The sequence below is a fragment of the Neptunomonas phycophila genome, assembly GCF_001922575.1.
Classification (GTDB): domain Bacteria; phylum Pseudomonadota; class Gammaproteobacteria; order Pseudomonadales; family Balneatricaceae; genus Neptunomonas; species Neptunomonas phycophila.
Window position 1 is genome coordinate 2,626,132 of sequence record NZ_MRCI01000001.1, and the last position, 15,794, is coordinate 2,641,925.

Below are 15,794 nucleotides of genomic sequence, written 5' to 3' on the forward strand. Positions count from 1 at the left end.
GGATCAACAATCTTCCGCTACAGCGAATGCGACCACATAGCCCGCCTCATCACTGTAGGATAAATGAACGGTTTCAGCTCCTATCATCTCTGCACGCGCCAAAGCCCCTTCGGATAATCGTACCAATGGCTTGCCCAGCGCATCTTTGCAGATATTCACATGCTGCCAGCTGACACCTCTTCCTATGCCAGTACCTAGCGCTTTTACGACCGCTTCCTTAGCCGCAAAACGCTTAGCAAAATATCTCGCCTTATCCGTTGCTGTATCAAAGCCGGATATCTCATCAGGAGTCAACACGCGGCGGGCTATTTTAGGCGTGCGAGCCAAAGCCGCCGTCGCTCGTTCAATGGATAAAATATCAGTACCGATTCCACGAATCATCGCTTAATCGCGTCCCGCTGCATTTGAACTCGTGCTTGTGACTCCATCATTAACTGACGCATTTCACGCACGGCTTCCTTAAGCCCGACAAATACTGCTCGTGCAATCAGGCCATGACCAATATTCAACTCATTTAAATGCGGGATTTCAGCGATTTGCTCTACATTGTGGTAATGAAGCCCATGTCCGGCATTTACAACTAAGCCTCGCTCATAAGCGTAAGCTGCCGCTTCTTTAATACGCGCGAGTTCCTGCGCCTGTACCTCAAGTGTTGTCGCTTGCGCATAAGCTCCGGTATGAAGCTCAATGGTAGGTGCCCCACATACAATTGATGCGTCTATTTGAGCCGGTTCAGGATCAATAAACAGTGACACATCAATATCTTGTGCCGCTAATTTATCACAAGCCGCTTTAATCTTATCAAGTTGCCCAAGCACATCTAAGCCACCTTCTGTGGTCAGCTCTTCTCGCTTTTCTGGCACTAAACACGCATGAGATGGCTTAACATCACAGGCAATAGCGATCATTTCATCAGTCACCGCCATCTCAAAGTTCATACGAGTTTGCAACGTCTCTTTGAGTAGATAGATATCACGATCTTGAATGTGTCTTCTGTCTTCACGTAAGTGCACCGTAATACCGTCAGCACCCGCCTCTTCCGCTAAAGCAGCCGCTAGTACTGTATCTGGGTAGCGAGTCCCTCGGGCTTGTCGTAGCGTTGCTACATGATCAATATTGACCCCTAACAACAAACGATTAGGCTCGATCATTATAGATTCCTCATTGTTTTTTAAATAAGCGTCGGCTCTGTAATGGCCTATCAGCGGTTAAATGATCGATTGCTAAGCGCATAAGGCGTTTGGCTGCGCTGCGCTGCGCTGGTGTTTCATAACAATCATCAGCGATGTCTAATAACTGTTGCCCACTAAACACAGAGTGACGCAGATCTTCATCGATGCTGGTAACCGCCTCAAAAGACCATGAAGGCGGATCGAAATAATATAACTGGTTTACTAACACGGTATCGATAGGCAATGCGTACCCAATCTCAGAAAGTAATTTATGCTCAAACGTACGTAATGCACCTTCCACATCATCGCCTGCTACTAGCGCGTTCAGTACATATTGATAGTACACATATAAGCGAGGAACCGGCTCGTGGGGCACTAATAATCGTTGCAATAGTTCATTAATATACAAACCACACATCAAGGCACTACCTTGAATAATCCCATTGAGGCCGGTAGCTTCTGCTACCAGCAAGGACTTTAGTGGTTGCTTCCCTCGCCAATGGACATGTAAAGGCACAAAAGGCTGCATAACACCGCGCAGCTTGGAAGTTGGTCGGCGTAATCCTTTTGCCACTACACTGACTTTACCTTGCTCTAAGGTAAATAAATCAACAATCCCGCTGGTTTCTAGGTAAGGTCGCGAATGCAATACATAAGCCGCCTGCATGCTATCCCTTGGGGACATTACTCACCGTGCTGGTAGCCTAAACTTTTAAGGGCGCGCTCATCGTCTGACCAACCACGGCGAACTTTTACCCATAGGTTTAGCATAACTTTTGTTTCAAATAGGGCTTCAATATCTTTGCGAGCATCACGGCCGATTGTTTTCATACGCTCGCCTTTCTCACCGATAATGATCTTCTTTTGGCCTTCTCGTTCAACCAACACTAACGCGCTGATAGTCAGCAGGCGCCCATCGTTAATAAACTCTTCAATTTCAACCGTTGCACCATAAGGCACTTCATCACCGACGTTACGCATTAATTTTTCACGAACGATCTCAGCCACCATAAAACGAGAGCTTTTGTCGGTAATTTGGTCTTCTGGGTAATGATGGGCTGACTGCGGCATGTACTGGTTAATCAAGTTTTCTAGTTGAACAACATTAGTCCCATTTTTAGCCGAGATAGGAATAATGTCTGCAAACTTCATCTTTTCTGAAACATGTGCAATTTGAGGAAGTAAGCTATTTTTATCTTCCAACTGGTCTACTTTGTTGACTACTAAGATAACAGGGCACGGCGCATGCTGCACCTTCCCAAGAACAATGTCATCTTCCTCGGTCCATGCTGTACGGTCCACCATAAAAAGTACGAGATCAACACCACGCAATGCTTCAGAAGCCGCTTTATTCATATAGCGATTAAGCGCTTTATCTTGTTCTTTATGTAAGCCGGGTGTGTCAACAAATACTATTTGAAGATCACCTTCCGTTTTAATACCTAGGATTTGATGACGTGTGGTTTGAGGCTTTTTGGATGTTATGCTGATTTTTTGACCTAACATGTAGTTCATCAACGTAGACTTACCCATGTTAGGGCGCCCTACGATAGCGACAAAGCCACAGCGCTGGTCATCAGAGCCTTCAGGTGTTAACCAACTTGCAAACTCTTCGTTCATACCTTCACCTGCTCAGCCAATACAGCTAAGGCTTGTTTCGCGGATTCCTGCTCAGCTTGACGACGGCTACTGCCGATACCTTGCGTCGGTTTCTTCAAAGGCTCTATGTGACACACAATGGTAAATGTTTGCGCGTGCGCCTCGCCTTCGACTTTAACTAATTCATAAGTAGGTAATGGTAAACGACGGGACTGCAAAAATTCCTGCAAGCGTGTTTTAGAGTCCTTTAGCGCTTCATCTATGTCTAACTCAGCTAAACGTTGCTCAAACCAACCCAGTATGTAGCCTCGGACCACTTCCAAATCGCTATCTAAGTAGATGGCTCCAATCAGTGCTTCAACAGCATCTGCTAAGATAGAGTCACGCCGGTAACCGCCGCTTTTGAGTTCGCCAGGGCCAAGGCGCAGATAATCACCTAGGTTTAACTCTCGACCAATCTCGGCCAGCGTTTCGCCTTTTACCATTCGAGCCCGCAAGCGGCTCAGCTGCCCTTCTCTTGCCTGAGGAAAACGCTGGAATAAATCGTCAGCGATCACAAAGTTAACGATTGAGTCACCTAAAAACTCTAGGCGCTCATTATTTTTTTTCCCACAACTACGATGCGTTAACGCGAGTTCACAATGCGCAACGTCAGTGAAGGTGTAACCTAAACGGCGGGTAAGTTCAGTAATGGGCTTTATCAAGGCTGGTTAGCTTCGTAATAGTCGTTAAATTTAACCACCGCATCAATGTTATAAAACATAGGGACACGCTGTTCGTAATTGATAGTAAATTTAATAACGCCTTGCTCATTTACAATGGTTAGTGCTTCTGGGGATGGAAGCTTCACCTGATTTATCGTCAGACGTTTATTAATATTATTGCGAATCACATTTATAGGCTTACTTAATTCTTCCCGGTCATTGGCAACGTTTTCAACAACCGAAGTCAATGTACCGTGCTGTAAGTAAGGTGAGTAGAGTTTAAAGCCAATGGCTATAAATGTTCCTATCATCAGCACTACAATCAAGGTGCCAAAGAATGAAGCACCGCGCTGTTGACGAAGACTTGTACCCAAAATCATATTCGTTCCTTTACTTATTCAATACCGCGAACAACGGAAAAATCAGGCAGACTAAAGAATGTTGGCCAATGCATCCATACCGCAAATGCTTTACCAACTAACAGCTCATCAGGCACATATCCCCAATAGCGGCTGTCATTACTATTATCACGATTATCTCCCATCATAAAGTAATGCCCTTCAGGAACAACCCATTCGCCACTACCGGATCGAGCCGACGCCCTCACATCGGTATACATTTCATGCTTCACATCACCAAGGGTTTCGTTGACCAGGAGCGTCTCGGTGTTTATTGGCGGAAGCTTGGCTACCAGCGTTTGTTCTTGCGCGACACCATTAACAAAAATGGTTTTATCTTTGTACGTAATCACATCACCCGGTAAACCTACAAGGCGTTTAATGTAGTTAACAGATGGGTTTTTAGGATACTTAAAAACAACAACATCACCGCGTTGCGGCTCTCCGACAGGAACAATTTTTGTCCCCAAAACAGGCAAACGCAAACCATAACTAAATTTATTAACGACTATAAAGTCGCCAATTTTAAGCGTTGGCAACATTGAACCTGAAGGGATCTGAAATGGCTCGATAATAAATGAGCGAACAATCAACACCACCGCCAAAACAGGAAACATGGACCGCGAAAAGTCTGACCACCACGGCAAAGGAGCACATTTTTCTTTCGCATCTTCTGGGATAGAACCATCGCTAGACGCTGCCTCTGCCGTAGCAATTTTTTTACGGCGCGACGGCTCAAAAAACAGCTTATCTACTAGCCAGCCCAGACCTGTTACTAACGTTGCCAGCACAAGAATCAGTGCGAAATCAAAATTCATCGTTATTCCTTAACCGTCGACTTTTAATACAGCAAGGAACGCCGCTTGAGGGATTTCAACATTACCCACTTGCTTCATACGTTTCTTACCTTCTTTTTGCTTTTGTAGCAGCTTTTTCTTACGACTAACATCGCCGCCATAACACTTAGCAATAACGTTTTTACGTAGCGCTTTAACTGTGGTTCTCGCAATAACTTTACCGCCGATTGCCGCTTGTATAGCCACATCAAACATTTGGCGGGGAATAAGCTCTTTCATTTTTTCACAAAGAATACGGCCACGGTATTGAGCATTATCCCTGTGTAAGATGACCGCTAGCGCATCTACCTTTTCACTATTGATCAAAATATCCATGCGAACCAATGAAGCGACTTCAAATCTAACAAAGTTATACTCTAGCGATGCATATCCGCGGCTAGCTGATTTTAGACGGTCAAAGAAATCCAATACGACTTCAGCCATAGGCAGCTCGTATGTCAATTGCACTTGCTGACCAACAAATTGCATATTCTTTTGAACACCACGTTTTTCAATACACAAAGAGATAACCTGCCCCAGGTAATCATTAGGGACCAGGATATTAGCCTGTACAATTGGCTCACGCATTTCTTTCACGCGAGCAGGATCAGGTAATTTCGACGGACTATCAATGTGGACCACTTCACCGGTATTGAGCTCTAATTCATAAATTACGGTGGGTGCGGTGGTGATTAAATCTAAGTCATATTCGCGCTCAAGACGTTCCTGAATAATTTCCATATGCAACATCCCTAGGAAGCCGCAACGAAATCCAAAGCCTAGCGCATCAGAAGTTTCAGGTTCAAAGAACAGGGAGGCATCATTTAATGTTAGCTTATCCAGCGCATCGCGGAAGTCTTCATAGTCGTCAGAGCTTGTAGGGAATAAACCTGCGTATACCTGTGGTTGCACACGTTTAAAACCAGGCAAGCTTTTTACATCAGGCGTTTTAGCATGTGTTAACGTGTCACCTACAGGTGCGCCATGAATGTCTTTAATTCCGGCGACAACAAAACCTACTTCACCCGCTCTTAGAATATCGGTTTCTTTGCGCTTAGGAGTAAATATGCCTACCGCATCAATCAGATGAGATTGCCCCGTAGACTTAACGATAATCTTCTCTTTTTTACGTAATGTGCCCTGTTTAACACGTACTAAAGAGACGACTCCCAAGTAGTTATCAAACCAAGAGTCGATGATTAACGCCTGCAATGGTGCATCAACATCACCCTCCGGAGGCGGAATAGTAGCAACCAAAGCTTCTAAGACTTCAGTAACGCCCATCCCACTTTTAGCTGAACAAGCAATGGCATCCGTTGCATCGATACCAATAACTTCTTCAATTTCGACACGGACACGGTCAGGCTCTGCTTGAGGTAAATCCATTTTATTAAGAACGGGTAAAACTTCTAAGCCTTGTTCGATAGCCGTATAGCAATTTGCCACAGACTGAGCTTCTACGCCCTGCGCTGCATCGACAACCAATAACGCACCTTCACAAGCGGCAAGCGAGCGAGATACTTCATACGAAAAATCAACATGCCCAGGTGTATCGATAAAGTTTAACTGGTAGGTTTTTCCGTCTTTAGACGTAAAATCTAGCGTCACGCTTTGCGCTTTGATCGTGATACCGCGCTCGCGCTCTATATCCATAGAGTCAAGCACCTGAGCGGCCATTTCGCGCTCTGATAGACCGCCACACATTTGGATGAAGCGGTCTGCTAAAGTGGATTTACCATGGTCGATATGGGCGATGATGGAGAAGTTGCGTATATGATCGAGCTTACTCACGATAATTTAGATCTCAGATGCTATTCAAGGTTTTAAAAAGGCGTGCGGGCGTTCAAAAGGCGCAATTTTATAGTATTTCGTGAGGTACGGCTATCGCCAGTAAATAACTGTTGAAGCCTCAGCGCCGATTTCGACGCTGAGGAAGAAAAGATTTCTATTCTTCATTAAGTTTGAGAGGAATAAATACAGGGCTGCCTCGACGAACAATTCTCATAGGAACAGAACGTTTCGCAGGTAATTGAGACACGATTTGTTCAAATACTTGAACATTATCAACGCGTTTACCATTAAGCATGGTTATAATATCCCCCGCCACTAAGCCTGCGTTAGCCGCCGAGCCAGCCATAACTTTCTGTACCAGAATTCCATATGACACAGCCAAATTGTTCTTCTGATCTTGGCTAAGATCGGAGATCATAATATTGAGACGATTATTTTGAGGAGCTTGCGCGGGCTGTGACGAAGCTTTAATTGCACGCGCTTCATCAGGCAAAGTACCTATATTAACGGTCAGCACTTTATCATCACCGTTACGCACAATATCAACACGGGCTTTAGTACCGGGTTTAACCCTACCAACTTGATGAGGCAAATCGGAAGATAAATTAATGGACTGACCGTTAAACTCCGTAATGATGTCGCCATCTCGGAAACCAGCTGCTTCTGCAGGGCTACCCGGCAATACTTTAGCGACCAAAGCCCCTGATGGTTTATCTAAACCAAACGATTCCGCTAGGTCTTTATTGACCTCTTGAATCACAACGCCCAACCAACCTCGTGTAACAAAGCCTGATGACTCAAGTTGTTCAGACACATTCATAGCGACATCAATCGGGATAGCAAAAGATAACCCCATAAACCCGCCTGAACGTGTGTAGATTTGTGAGTTAATACCCACTACCTCGCCATCGAGGTTAAATAAAGGACCGCCCGAGTTACCCGGGTTGATCGCCACATCGGTTTGAATGAAAGGCACATAGGTCTCATTCTCAAGTGCCCTGCCCGTAGCACTCACGATCCCAGAAGTCACAGTATGGTCAAAGCCAAATGGAGAACCAATCGCAATCACCCACTCTCCTTGTTCAAGCTCCGATGAATCACCTATTTTGACCACCGGCAAATCATTGGCATCGATTTTAAGCAATGCAACATCAGAACGCTCATCAGACCCCACAACAACGGCCTCAAGCTCTCGACGATCGTTTAGACGAACAAGAACCTGATCAGCCCCTTTAACGACATGGTGATTCGTTAAAATATAACCATCTTTGCTGATGATGAAGCCTGATCCAAGTGACTGCGGGGCATTTTGCTGTGGCCCAGGTAAATCGCCTTGATCAGGGAAGCGGAAAAAATGCCTAAAAATTTCCGGTATTTCTTCTCCGTTAGGTCCCTGAAAACTAAAGCCGTTTTGAGCATCGGCAGAAGGAGCTTTTTGCACAGTACTGATATTAACAACAGCAGGAGCAGCTTGCTTAACCAGAGAAGTAAAATCAGGAAAATCGGCCTTAGCCGTCAAAGAAAAAACAGTCAACAAACATGCAAACGCAATGATCAAACGCTTCATTAGTCAGCTATCCTCGTTTTTATTAGGAGACTCTCAATAAAATAGGACGGTAGGCATGACGCGTTTCTAGTTTTTTTCCGAAAAAACGAACAACGCAGAAGCCGACAGCCAGCCCTACAAAGGAACTAGTGATAATAAGAGACTCAGGTTGAGAAAGCGCCTGAGCAACACCACCCGTTATAACCATAAGTATCAAAGGTAATAGATAGATAAGTGCCGAGGCTTTTATAAATCCACCTTCATTTATGCCAACGATAACAGAATCGCCAACATTCACACTGAGCCGGTTTGGATTAACTATCTCAATATTAGCCATTTTAGAAGCCGCCCATTCTGAAAGCGACTTCTGTCCGCAGCTGTCTGCGGCCTGACATTGACCACAAGCTGAGGTCCTAGCTGCCTCAATGATGACATTTTCACCATTGAGGCCGACAACTTTAGCGTGCTCTTCTATCATGACTAGTGAGTTTTATTAACCGAAGCGGCTATTCTATCAGCGATCATTAAGGGAACATCCCCAACAACCGTGACAAAGTTCTGCCCTTTCTCCACGCCTACAGCAACAACATTATCGGACTGTGTTACGCCCGCAGGTACTGTTTGACGACCTTTTGGCTCAATGCTTACTGAGACGTCATGACGACCATTACTGTAAACCATGATTTCAGCATGCGGCATCACTTCATGGCGAACGCGACTGTAACCTTCTGGTAACCAGTCTGCTTCCCAAGCTGGCTGCGATTCACTTAGCAACTGATTATGCTGATCAATGTAGCGCTTGAGCCCCTGAGATAAACGAATAACTTCTGGCTGCTCATAAGATGCTGTCATCACAGAGCTTTGAGGCGCCAAATTGCTATATTGTGTTCTTTGTATATCAGGAGATGATGTAGGACCGGCTAATGCTATCTGAGAGGTAGCAGCAGGAGCAACGGTATCATCTTGCGTAAAGCTTTGTCCGCCTAAAATGACAACGGCCGTTGCTGAAGCGGCGACCGCCATACTGGCAAACGGCTTCCACCATTGTTTTTCAGTAGCAACTGACTCACTCGAAGATTCATTTTCAGCGACGAGTGCCGCCTCATTTTCTAAAGCAGCTTGCACTCGAGAAACTAAATCTACTTCTTTCACTGAGTGATTCATTGCCCCGTTATGCATCGCGTGCTGTGATAGGTGATATCGTTGCCACTTGTCTTCAAGCGCTTTCTCTGAAGAAAGACGCTCTACTACACGGCGTAATTCAAAGGATGATACTTCACCATCCATCGCCGCAGAAAGCGACTCATGAGACTCATAGCCCATCATCTTACCCTCGTAACATTATTTAGCATTGCTCACGACAAAAGCGGAGCAATCTCTTTGTCTATAGCTTCCCGGGCCCGGAATATACGGGACCTAACAGTGCCTACAGGACAATCCATAACGGCGGCTATATCTTCATAACTCATGCCTTCAAACTCACGCAGCGTAAGCGCTGCACGCAAATCTTCAGGTAACTGATCAAGCGCACGTTTAACCGTGGCTTGTAACTCATCGCGGAATAGACTGTTTTCAGGGTTTTCAAGTTCCCTAAGCTCGTCTCCTCCATCAAAATATTCTGCATCAACCACATCAACATCGACATCAGGCGGCCTACGCCCTCTGGATACCAAGTGATTCTTAGCCGTATTTATTGCTATTCTGTACAACCAAGTATAAAAAGCACTGTCCCCACGAAAACGCGGCAAAGCTTTATAAGCTTTAATAAATGCCTCTTGTGCAATATCCATAGCTTCATGGTGGTCGTAAACATAGCGACTCACTAAGCCAACAATTTTATGCTGGTATTTACCCACTAATAGATCAAAAGCGCGCTTATCACCGGCTTGGACACGTTCTACTAGTTTTTGGTCAATATCAGTCTGGTTTTCGATCGACACCTATGATCCTTAAAATAATAAATCAACCCGACATCTACTGACGTTCAATGCCAATGCTCGACCCAACAATCATAAGTGCAACAGCCTTTTAGTTTATCGGGGAGCAATCAGTAACTTTTCTTGTACTGTCGTTATGATTCGCAAGTTTGTAATAAGTTCATGCCAACTATGTAAAAAATATGACGTAGTTGCCTTCTTAGCGGCATAATAGCGGAGGGCTAATTAAACGTGAAGCATGATAGATGATTCAACAAGAATTTGATGTGCTAATTATCGGAAGTGGTGCGGCAGGATTGTCACTAGCACTTCAGTTATCAGAGCACGCACAAGTAGCGGTACTCAGTAAAGGCGACTTAACCAGCGGTTCGACTTGGCTTGCCCAAGGCGGTATTGCAGCCGTACTCGATAAAGAGGACATGGTTCAAAACCATATTGACGACACGCTCACAGCCGGCGCCAATTTAAGTCATGCTGATGCGGTGGAGTTTACTGTTAACCACGGAAAGTCATCTATCGAATGGCTCATTCAACAAGGTGTTCCTTTTACCCGAGAAGGTGATCATTACCATCTTACTAAAGAAGGTGGTCACTCTCATCGCCGCATCATTCATGCTGCAGATGCTACTGGGCGTGCCGTACAAGAAACACTAATAGATCGAGCAAAAGAGCACCCTTCAATCCATTTGTTTGAACACTGTACAGCGGTTGATTTGATCACACGCAGAAAACTCAAATTAGCCAATAACCGCTGCTTAGGTGCTTACGTTCTAAATGAAAAGACAGGGCATGTAGAAGTATTTAGAGCCCGCTTTGTAGTACTAGCAACCGGGGGCGCCTCAAAGGCTTACCTTTATAGCAGCAATTCAGATGGCGCAAGCGGCGACGGCATTGCCATGGCATGGCGCGCAGGCTGCCGCATTGCTAATTTAGAATTCAACCAATTCCACCCCACTTGCTTGTACCACCCACAAGCAAAATCATTTCTGATATCAGAAGCTGTCAGAGGAGAAGGCGGTAAATTACTCCTTCCTGATGGAACACGCTTTATGGAACGATTCGATCAGCGTGCCGAACTAGCGCCGCGAGATATCGTCGCCAGAGCAATCGACCATGAAATGAAACGACTCGGGTGCGATAGCCTCTTTTTAGATATTTCTCACAAACCTGCCGATTTCATAAAAGAGCACTTCCCCACTATTTACGAGCGCTGTTTAAAGTTGGGGATCGATATGACTAAAGACCCAATCCCTGTAGTACCTGCAGCTCACTACACATGCGGCGGAGTCATGACTAACGAACAAGGCTGCACGGACCTTGATGGCTTATATGCGATAGGTGAGACCTCGTTCACGGGCCTACACGGAGCCAACAGGCTTGCATCAAATTCATTGCTAGAATGCATTGTGTTTGCCAACTCAGCGGGCAAACACATACTTGAGAATTTTAATACCGCAATTGAACAGCTAGAAATACCAATGTGGGATGAATCGCAGGTTACCGACTCAGACGAGGATGTCATCATCTCCCACAACTGGGACGAGCTTAGACGCTTTATGTGGGATTATGTTGGTATTGTAAGGACTAACAAGCGATTACAACGCGCGCAGCACAGGGTTGATCTTTTACAACAAGAGATCACTGAATATTATTCCAACTATAAAGTCAGCAAGGATTTATTAGAATTACGTAATCTAGCACTGGTATCTGAATTAATTATCCGATCTGCCGCTTTACGCAAAGAGAGTAGAGGATTGCACTATACACGCGATTATCCAAATCAATTACCGGAAGCGCGAGACACTATTTTGACACCAATAAATTTTGAATGGGCTCGCATGCAATCGTAAGCTTACCGAGTCGTGCCGCAACCATTAGTTTGCGGTACTGACTCTTTTCCACAGAGTCTCTGATCACTAACACATGACGCGGCTGTGCAGCTGTAGTGATAACTTTTAAATATACAAACAACGGCGTATAGACAATCGAACTGATCTTTGAAACACCAGACCATTGAAGCTCTTCTGAGCATTTAATTTTAAGGTGCTTTTTATTTAGATCCCACACCATACCTGTGACAGGTAAACGAAGTTCACCCACCGACAGATAAGCAATTAGCAGCAGGCACCCTATACATATTACGACGTGTATCTCAGCGAGTAATACAGATAGCACAGCAATTGCGCCAACCGCCCATTGCAAGGCTCTCAACCAAGCAGAAGAACCAACAGTTATTTTAACTGGGCTGAACACGGTCTAAAATAATCCTTACTATTCTATTCATATCGGGATCGCCAGGAGCCTCCCGCTCCATCAACCATACAAATAGATCCTGATCTTCACATTCTAACAACTTCACAAACCGATCTTGATCCTCTTGAGGCAGACCTCGAAAAGCCTCCTCCATAAAAGGAACAAACAACAGATCTAGCTCCAACATACCCCTACGGCTTTGCCAAGTTAAACGGCGAATATCATCTTCTGTATACATCAACTATATTTTCCAATAGGTTCAAATCAACCGTCACATTAGACAATACTCAAAACAGCTAGTCCAGATAACGGCCTGTTATAAACTTGTAAATAATTTTAACTGCGCATAAAAAAACCCCTGACTGCAGCGCAATCAGGGGTTCGGTATAAAAGCTTGGCGATGACCTACTCTCACATGGGGAGACCCCACACTACCATCGGCGCTAAAGCGTTTCACTACTGAGTTCGGGATGGGATCAGGTGGTTCCACTTCGCTATGGTCGCCAAGCATAAACTGTCACAATATGAATTCGATGAAGGTCTTGTCTTTACACTCAAGTCTTAGCAATCTTATCTCTACATCCGCTTTCAGCCGCAGCCTACTCACTTACATGTCTCTCACACACGCCTTTGGCGTTATATGGTCAAGCCTCACGAGCAATTAGTACTGGTTAGCTCAACGCCTCACAGCGCTTCCACACCCAGCCTATCAACGTCCTGGTCTTGAACGGCTCTTTAGGGGGCTCAAGGCCCCAGCGAGATCTCATCTTGAAGGGGGCTTCCCGCTTAGATGCTTTCAGCGGTTATCCCGTCCGAACATAGCTACCCGGCAATGCCACTGGCGTGACAACCGGAACACCAGAGGTTCGTTCACCCCGGTCCTCTCGTACTAGGAGCAACTCTTCTCAAATCTCAAACGCCCACGGCAGATAGGGACCGAACTGTCTCACGACGTTCTAAACCCAGCTCGCGTACCACTTTAAATGGCGAACAGCCATACCCTTGGGACCGGCTTCAGCCCCAGGATGTGATGAGCCGACATCGAGGTGCCAAACTCCCCCGTCGATGTGAACTCTTGGGAGGAATCAGCCTGTTATCCCCGGAGTACCTTTTATCCGTTGAGCGATGGCCCTTCCATACAGAACCACCGGATCACTAGCACCTACTTTCGTACCTGCTCGACGTGTCTGTCTCGCAGTTAAGCACCCTTATGCGCTTGCACTCATTGGCTGATTTCCGACCAGCCTGAGGGTACCTTCGTGCTCCTCCGTTACTCTTTGGGAGGAGACCGCCCCAGTCAAACTACCCACCACACAATGTCCTCGATCCCGATTAGGGACCTGAGTTAGAACCTCAACAGTACCAGGCTGGTATTTCAAGATTGGCTCCATGCATACTGGCGTACACACTTCAAAGCCTCCCAGCTATCCTACACAAGTAATGTCAAAGTCCACTGTGAAGCTATAGTAAAGGTTCACGGGGTCTTTCCGTCTAGCCGCGGGTACGCTGCATCTTCACAGCGATTTCAATTTCACTGAGTCTCGGGTGGAGACAGTGTGGCCATCGTTACGCCATTCGTGCAGGTCGGAACTTACCCGACAAGGAATTTCGCTACCTTAGGACCGTTATAGTTACGGCCGCCGTTTACCGGGGCTTCGATCAAGAGCTTCGCCGAAGCTAACCCCATCAATTAACCTTCCGGCACCGGGCAGGCGTCACACCCTATACGTCCACTTTCGTGTTTGCAGAGTGCTATGTTTTTAATAAACAGTCGCAGCCACCTGGTATCTTCGACTCCCAACAGCTTACCCCGCAAGGGGATCACCGTCAGGAGCGTGCCTTCTCCCGAAGTTACGGCACCATTTTGCCTAGTTCCTTCACCCGAGTTCTCTCATACGCCTTAGTATTCTCTACCTGACCACCTGTGTCGGTTTGGGGTACGGTTCGTTATAACCTGAAGCTTAGAAGCTTTTCCTGGAAGCATGGCATCAACTACTTCACTCCACATGGGAGCTCGTCATCAGTTCTCAGTCTTAAGGACCCGGATTTGCCTAAGTCCTCAACCTACTACCTTAAACGCGGACAACCAACGCCGCGCTAGCCTAGCCTTCTCCGTCCCTTCATCGCAGTTATAACCAGTACGGGAATATTAACCCGTTTCCCATCGACTACGCATCTCTGCCTCGCCTTAGGGGCCGACTCACCCTGCCTCGAATAGCGTTGGACAGGAACCCTTGGTCTTCCGGCGGGGAGGTTTTTCACCTCCCTTATCGTTACTCATGTCAGCATTCGCACTTCTGATACCTCCACGGTGCCTCCCGGCTTCCGCTTCAACGGCTTACAGAACGCTCCTCTACCATGCACTTACGTGCATCCGCAGCTTCGGTGTCTAGTTTTAGCCCCGTTATATCTTCCGCGCAGGCCGACTCGACTAGTGAGCTATTACGCTTTCTTTAAAGGGTGGCTGCTTCTAAGCCAACCTCCTAGCTGTCTAAGCCTTCCCACATCGTTTCCCACTTAACTAGAACTTTGGGACCTTAGCTGGCGGTCTGGGTTGTTTCCCTTTCCACGACGGACGTTAGCACCCGCCGTGTGTCTCCCGTGATTGCACTCATTGGTATTCGGAGTTTGCATCGGGTTGGTAAGTCGGGATGACCCCCTAGCCGAAACAGTGCTCTACCCCCAATGGTGAGACACGAGGCGCTACCTAAATAGCTTTCGAGGAGAACCAGCTATCTCCGAGCTTGATTAGCCTTTCACTCCGATCCACAGGTCATCCGCTGGCTTTTCAACGACAGTCGGTTCGGTCCTCCAGTTGATGTTACTCAACCTTCAACCTGCCCATGGATAGATCGCTCGGTTTCGGGTCTAATCCCAGCAACTATACGCCCTATTAAGACTCGGTTTCCCTACGGCTCCCCTATACGGTTAACCTTGCTACTGAAATTAAGTCGCTGACCCATTATACAAAAGGTACGCAGTCACGGTCTCAAGGACCGCTCCCACTGCTTGTACGTACACGGTTTCAGGATCTATTTCACTCCCCTCACAGGGGTTCTTTTCGCCTTTCCCTCACGGTACTGGTTCACTATCGGTCAGTCAGGAGTATTTAGCCTTGGAGGATGGTCCCCCCATATTCAGACAGGATATCACGTGTCCCGTCCTACTCGATTTCATTGGTAATAGGTTGTCACATACGGGGCTTTCACCCACTATGGCCGCACTTTCCAGAGCGTTCTGTTAACCATTTACCAACTTAAGGGCTGGTCCCCGTTCGCTCGCCGCTACTAAGGGAATCTCGGTTGATTTCTTTTCCTAAGGGTACTTAGATGTTTCAGTTCCCCTCGTTCGCCTCTACATACCTATGTATTCAGTATGAGATACCCAACAAGTTGGGTGGGTTTCCCCATTCGGACATCGTTGGATCACAGGTTGTTTACCACCTTCCCAACGCTTTTCGCAGGTTACCACGTCCTTCATCGCCTCTGACTGCCAAGGCATCCACCGTGCACGCTTTGTCACTTGACCATATAACCCGAAGGCGTCTGTTCAAGAAAC

Annotated in this window: 15 protein-coding genes and 2 rRNA genes; 1 reads left to right on the forward strand and 16 read right to left on the reverse strand. The window is 46.4% G+C overall.

Features of this window, described 5'->3' with window-relative positions; translation table 11 throughout:
* Window positions 1–3: 3 nt before the first annotated feature.
* The 12 genes from acpS to rpoE all read right to left on the reverse strand — a co-directional run bounded on the left by acpS (window position 4) and on the right by rpoE (window position 9,986).
* Window positions 4–381, reverse strand: coding sequence for a holo-ACP synthase (acpS, locus tag BS617_RS11985; protein ID WP_075173030.1), 378 nt, complete (start codon window positions 379–381; stop codon window positions 4–6).
* Window positions 378–1,151, reverse strand: a complete 774-nt coding sequence (pdxJ, locus tag BS617_RS11990) for a pyridoxine 5'-phosphate synthase (RefSeq protein WP_075173031.1) — start codon at window positions 1,149–1,151, stop codon at window positions 378–380. The genes acpS and pdxJ overlap by 4 nt, the downstream gene beginning before the upstream one ends.
* Window positions 1,152–1,161: 10 nt before the next feature.
* Window positions 1,162–1,857: a DNA repair protein RecO gene (gene recO, locus BS617_RS11995; protein ID WP_075173032.1), complete on the reverse strand. Its 696-nt coding sequence runs from the start codon at window positions 1,855–1,857 to the stop codon at window positions 1,162–1,164.
* On the reverse strand, window positions 1,857–2,792 hold the full coding sequence (gene era / locus BS617_RS12000; RefSeq protein ID WP_075173033.1) for a GTPase Era: 936 nt from the start codon (window positions 2,790–2,792) through the stop codon (window positions 1,857–1,859). The genes recO and era overlap by 1 nt, the downstream gene beginning before the upstream one ends.
* Window positions 2,789–3,475 (reverse strand): ribonuclease III, encoded by a 687-nt coding sequence (gene rnc, locus BS617_RS12005; protein ID WP_075173034.1) that lies wholly within the window; start codon window positions 3,473–3,475, stop codon window positions 2,789–2,791. The genes era and rnc overlap by 4 nt, the downstream gene beginning before the upstream one ends.
* Complete coding sequence (locus tag BS617_RS12010; protein WP_075173035.1) at window positions 3,472–3,855, reverse strand: DUF4845 domain-containing protein; 384 nt, start codon at window positions 3,853–3,855, stop codon at window positions 3,472–3,474. The genes rnc and BS617_RS12010 overlap by 4 nt, the downstream gene beginning before the upstream one ends.
* 14 nt (window positions 3,856–3,869) lie before the next feature.
* Window positions 3,870–4,691 (reverse strand): signal peptidase I, encoded by an 822-nt coding sequence (gene lepB, locus BS617_RS12015; RefSeq protein WP_075173036.1) that lies wholly within the window; start codon window positions 4,689–4,691, stop codon window positions 3,870–3,872.
* A gap of 9 nt (window positions 4,692–4,700) precedes the next feature.
* Entirely contained in the window at window positions 4,701–6,500 is a 1,800-nt protein-coding gene (lepA, locus tag BS617_RS12020) for a translation elongation factor 4 (protein WP_075173037.1), read from the reverse strand.
* A gap of 154 nt (window positions 6,501–6,654) precedes the next feature.
* Window positions 6,655–8,067 (reverse strand): DegQ family serine endoprotease, encoded by a 1,413-nt coding sequence (locus BS617_RS12025; protein ID WP_075173038.1) that lies wholly within the window; start codon window positions 8,065–8,067, stop codon window positions 6,655–6,657.
* A gap of 22 nt (window positions 8,068–8,089) precedes the next feature.
* Window positions 8,090–8,524: a SoxR reducing system RseC family protein gene (locus BS617_RS12030; RefSeq protein WP_075173039.1), complete on the reverse strand. Its 435-nt coding sequence runs from the start codon at window positions 8,522–8,524 to the stop codon at window positions 8,090–8,092.
* Between the two features lie 2 nt (window positions 8,525–8,526).
* Window positions 8,527–9,372 (reverse strand): MucB/RseB C-terminal domain-containing protein, encoded by an 846-nt coding sequence (locus BS617_RS12035; protein WP_083610012.1) that lies wholly within the window; start codon window positions 9,370–9,372, stop codon window positions 8,527–8,529.
* 29 nt (window positions 9,373–9,401) lie between these two features.
* Window positions 9,402–9,986: an RNA polymerase sigma factor RpoE gene (gene rpoE / locus BS617_RS12040; RefSeq protein WP_170870347.1), complete on the reverse strand. Its 585-nt coding sequence runs from the start codon at window positions 9,984–9,986 to the stop codon at window positions 9,402–9,404.
* A gap of 242 nt (window positions 9,987–10,228) precedes the next feature.
* On the opposite strand from rpoE, the gene nadB reads away from it, so the two are divergent.
* Window positions 10,229–11,833 (forward strand): L-aspartate oxidase, encoded by a 1,605-nt coding sequence (gene nadB / locus BS617_RS12045; RefSeq protein WP_075173040.1) that lies wholly within the window; start codon window positions 10,229–10,231, stop codon window positions 11,831–11,833.
* Here nadB and BS617_RS18180 read toward each other — a convergent pair.
* The 4 genes from BS617_RS18180 to BS617_RS12060 form a co-directional block, all read right to left on the reverse strand.
* Complete coding sequence (locus BS617_RS18180; protein ID WP_139303165.1) at window positions 11,787–12,236, reverse strand: protein YgfX; 450 nt, start codon at window positions 12,234–12,236, stop codon at window positions 11,787–11,789. The genes nadB and BS617_RS18180 overlap by 47 nt on opposite strands.
* Complete coding sequence (locus BS617_RS12050) at window positions 12,220–12,474, reverse strand: FAD assembly factor SdhE (protein ID WP_075173041.1); 255 nt, start codon at window positions 12,472–12,474, stop codon at window positions 12,220–12,222. The genes BS617_RS18180 and BS617_RS12050 overlap by 17 nt, the downstream gene beginning before the upstream one ends.
* 154 nt (window positions 12,475–12,628) lie before the next feature.
* Window positions 12,629–12,744 (reverse strand): 5S ribosomal RNA (gene rrf / locus BS617_RS12055).
* 132 nt (window positions 12,745–12,876) lie between these two features.
* Window positions 12,877–15,764, reverse strand: a 23S ribosomal RNA gene (locus BS617_RS12060).
* Between the last annotated feature and the right edge of the window lie 30 nt (window positions 15,765–15,794).

Excerpts from the sequence above, each read along its gene's own strand:
- recO (WP_075173032.1), bottom strand. The coding sequence starts at position 1,857 with ATGTCCCCAAGGGATAGCATGCAGGCGGCTTATGTATTGCATTCGCGA.
- lepB (WP_075173036.1), bottom strand. The coding sequence starts at position 4,691 with ATGAATTTTGATTTCGCACTGATTCTTGTGCTGGCAACGTTAGTAACA.
- nadB (WP_075173040.1), top strand. The coding sequence starts at position 10,229 with ATGATTCAACAAGAATTTGATGTGCTAATTATCGGAAGTGGTGCGGCA.
- BS617_RS12010 (WP_075173035.1), bottom strand. The coding sequence starts at position 3,855 with ATGATTTTGGGTACAAGTCTTCGTCAACAGCGCGGTGCTTCATTCTTT.
- BS617_RS12035 (WP_083610012.1), bottom strand. The coding sequence starts at position 9,372 with ATGATGGGCTATGAGTCTCATGAGTCGCTTTCTGCGGCGATGGATGGT.
- BS617_RS12025 (WP_075173038.1), bottom strand. The coding sequence starts at position 8,067 with ATGAAGCGTTTGATCATTGCGTTTGCATGTTTGTTGACTGTTTTTTCT.
- pdxJ (WP_075173031.1), bottom strand. The coding sequence starts at position 1,151 with ATGATCGAGCCTAATCGTTTGTTGTTAGGGGTCAATATTGATCATGTA.
- era (WP_075173033.1), bottom strand. The coding sequence starts at position 2,792 with ATGAACGAAGAGTTTGCAAGTTGGTTAACACCTGAAGGCTCTGATGAC.
- BS617_RS12050 (WP_075173041.1), bottom strand. The coding sequence starts at position 12,474 with ATGTATACAGAAGATGATATTCGCCGTTTAACTTGGCAAAGCCGTAGG.
- BS617_RS12030 (WP_075173039.1), bottom strand. The coding sequence starts at position 8,524 with ATGATAGAAGAGCACGCTAAAGTTGTCGGCCTCAATGGTGAAAATGTC.
- acpS (WP_075173030.1), bottom strand. The coding sequence starts at position 381 with ATGATTCGTGGAATCGGTACTGATATTTTATCCATTGAACGAGCGACG.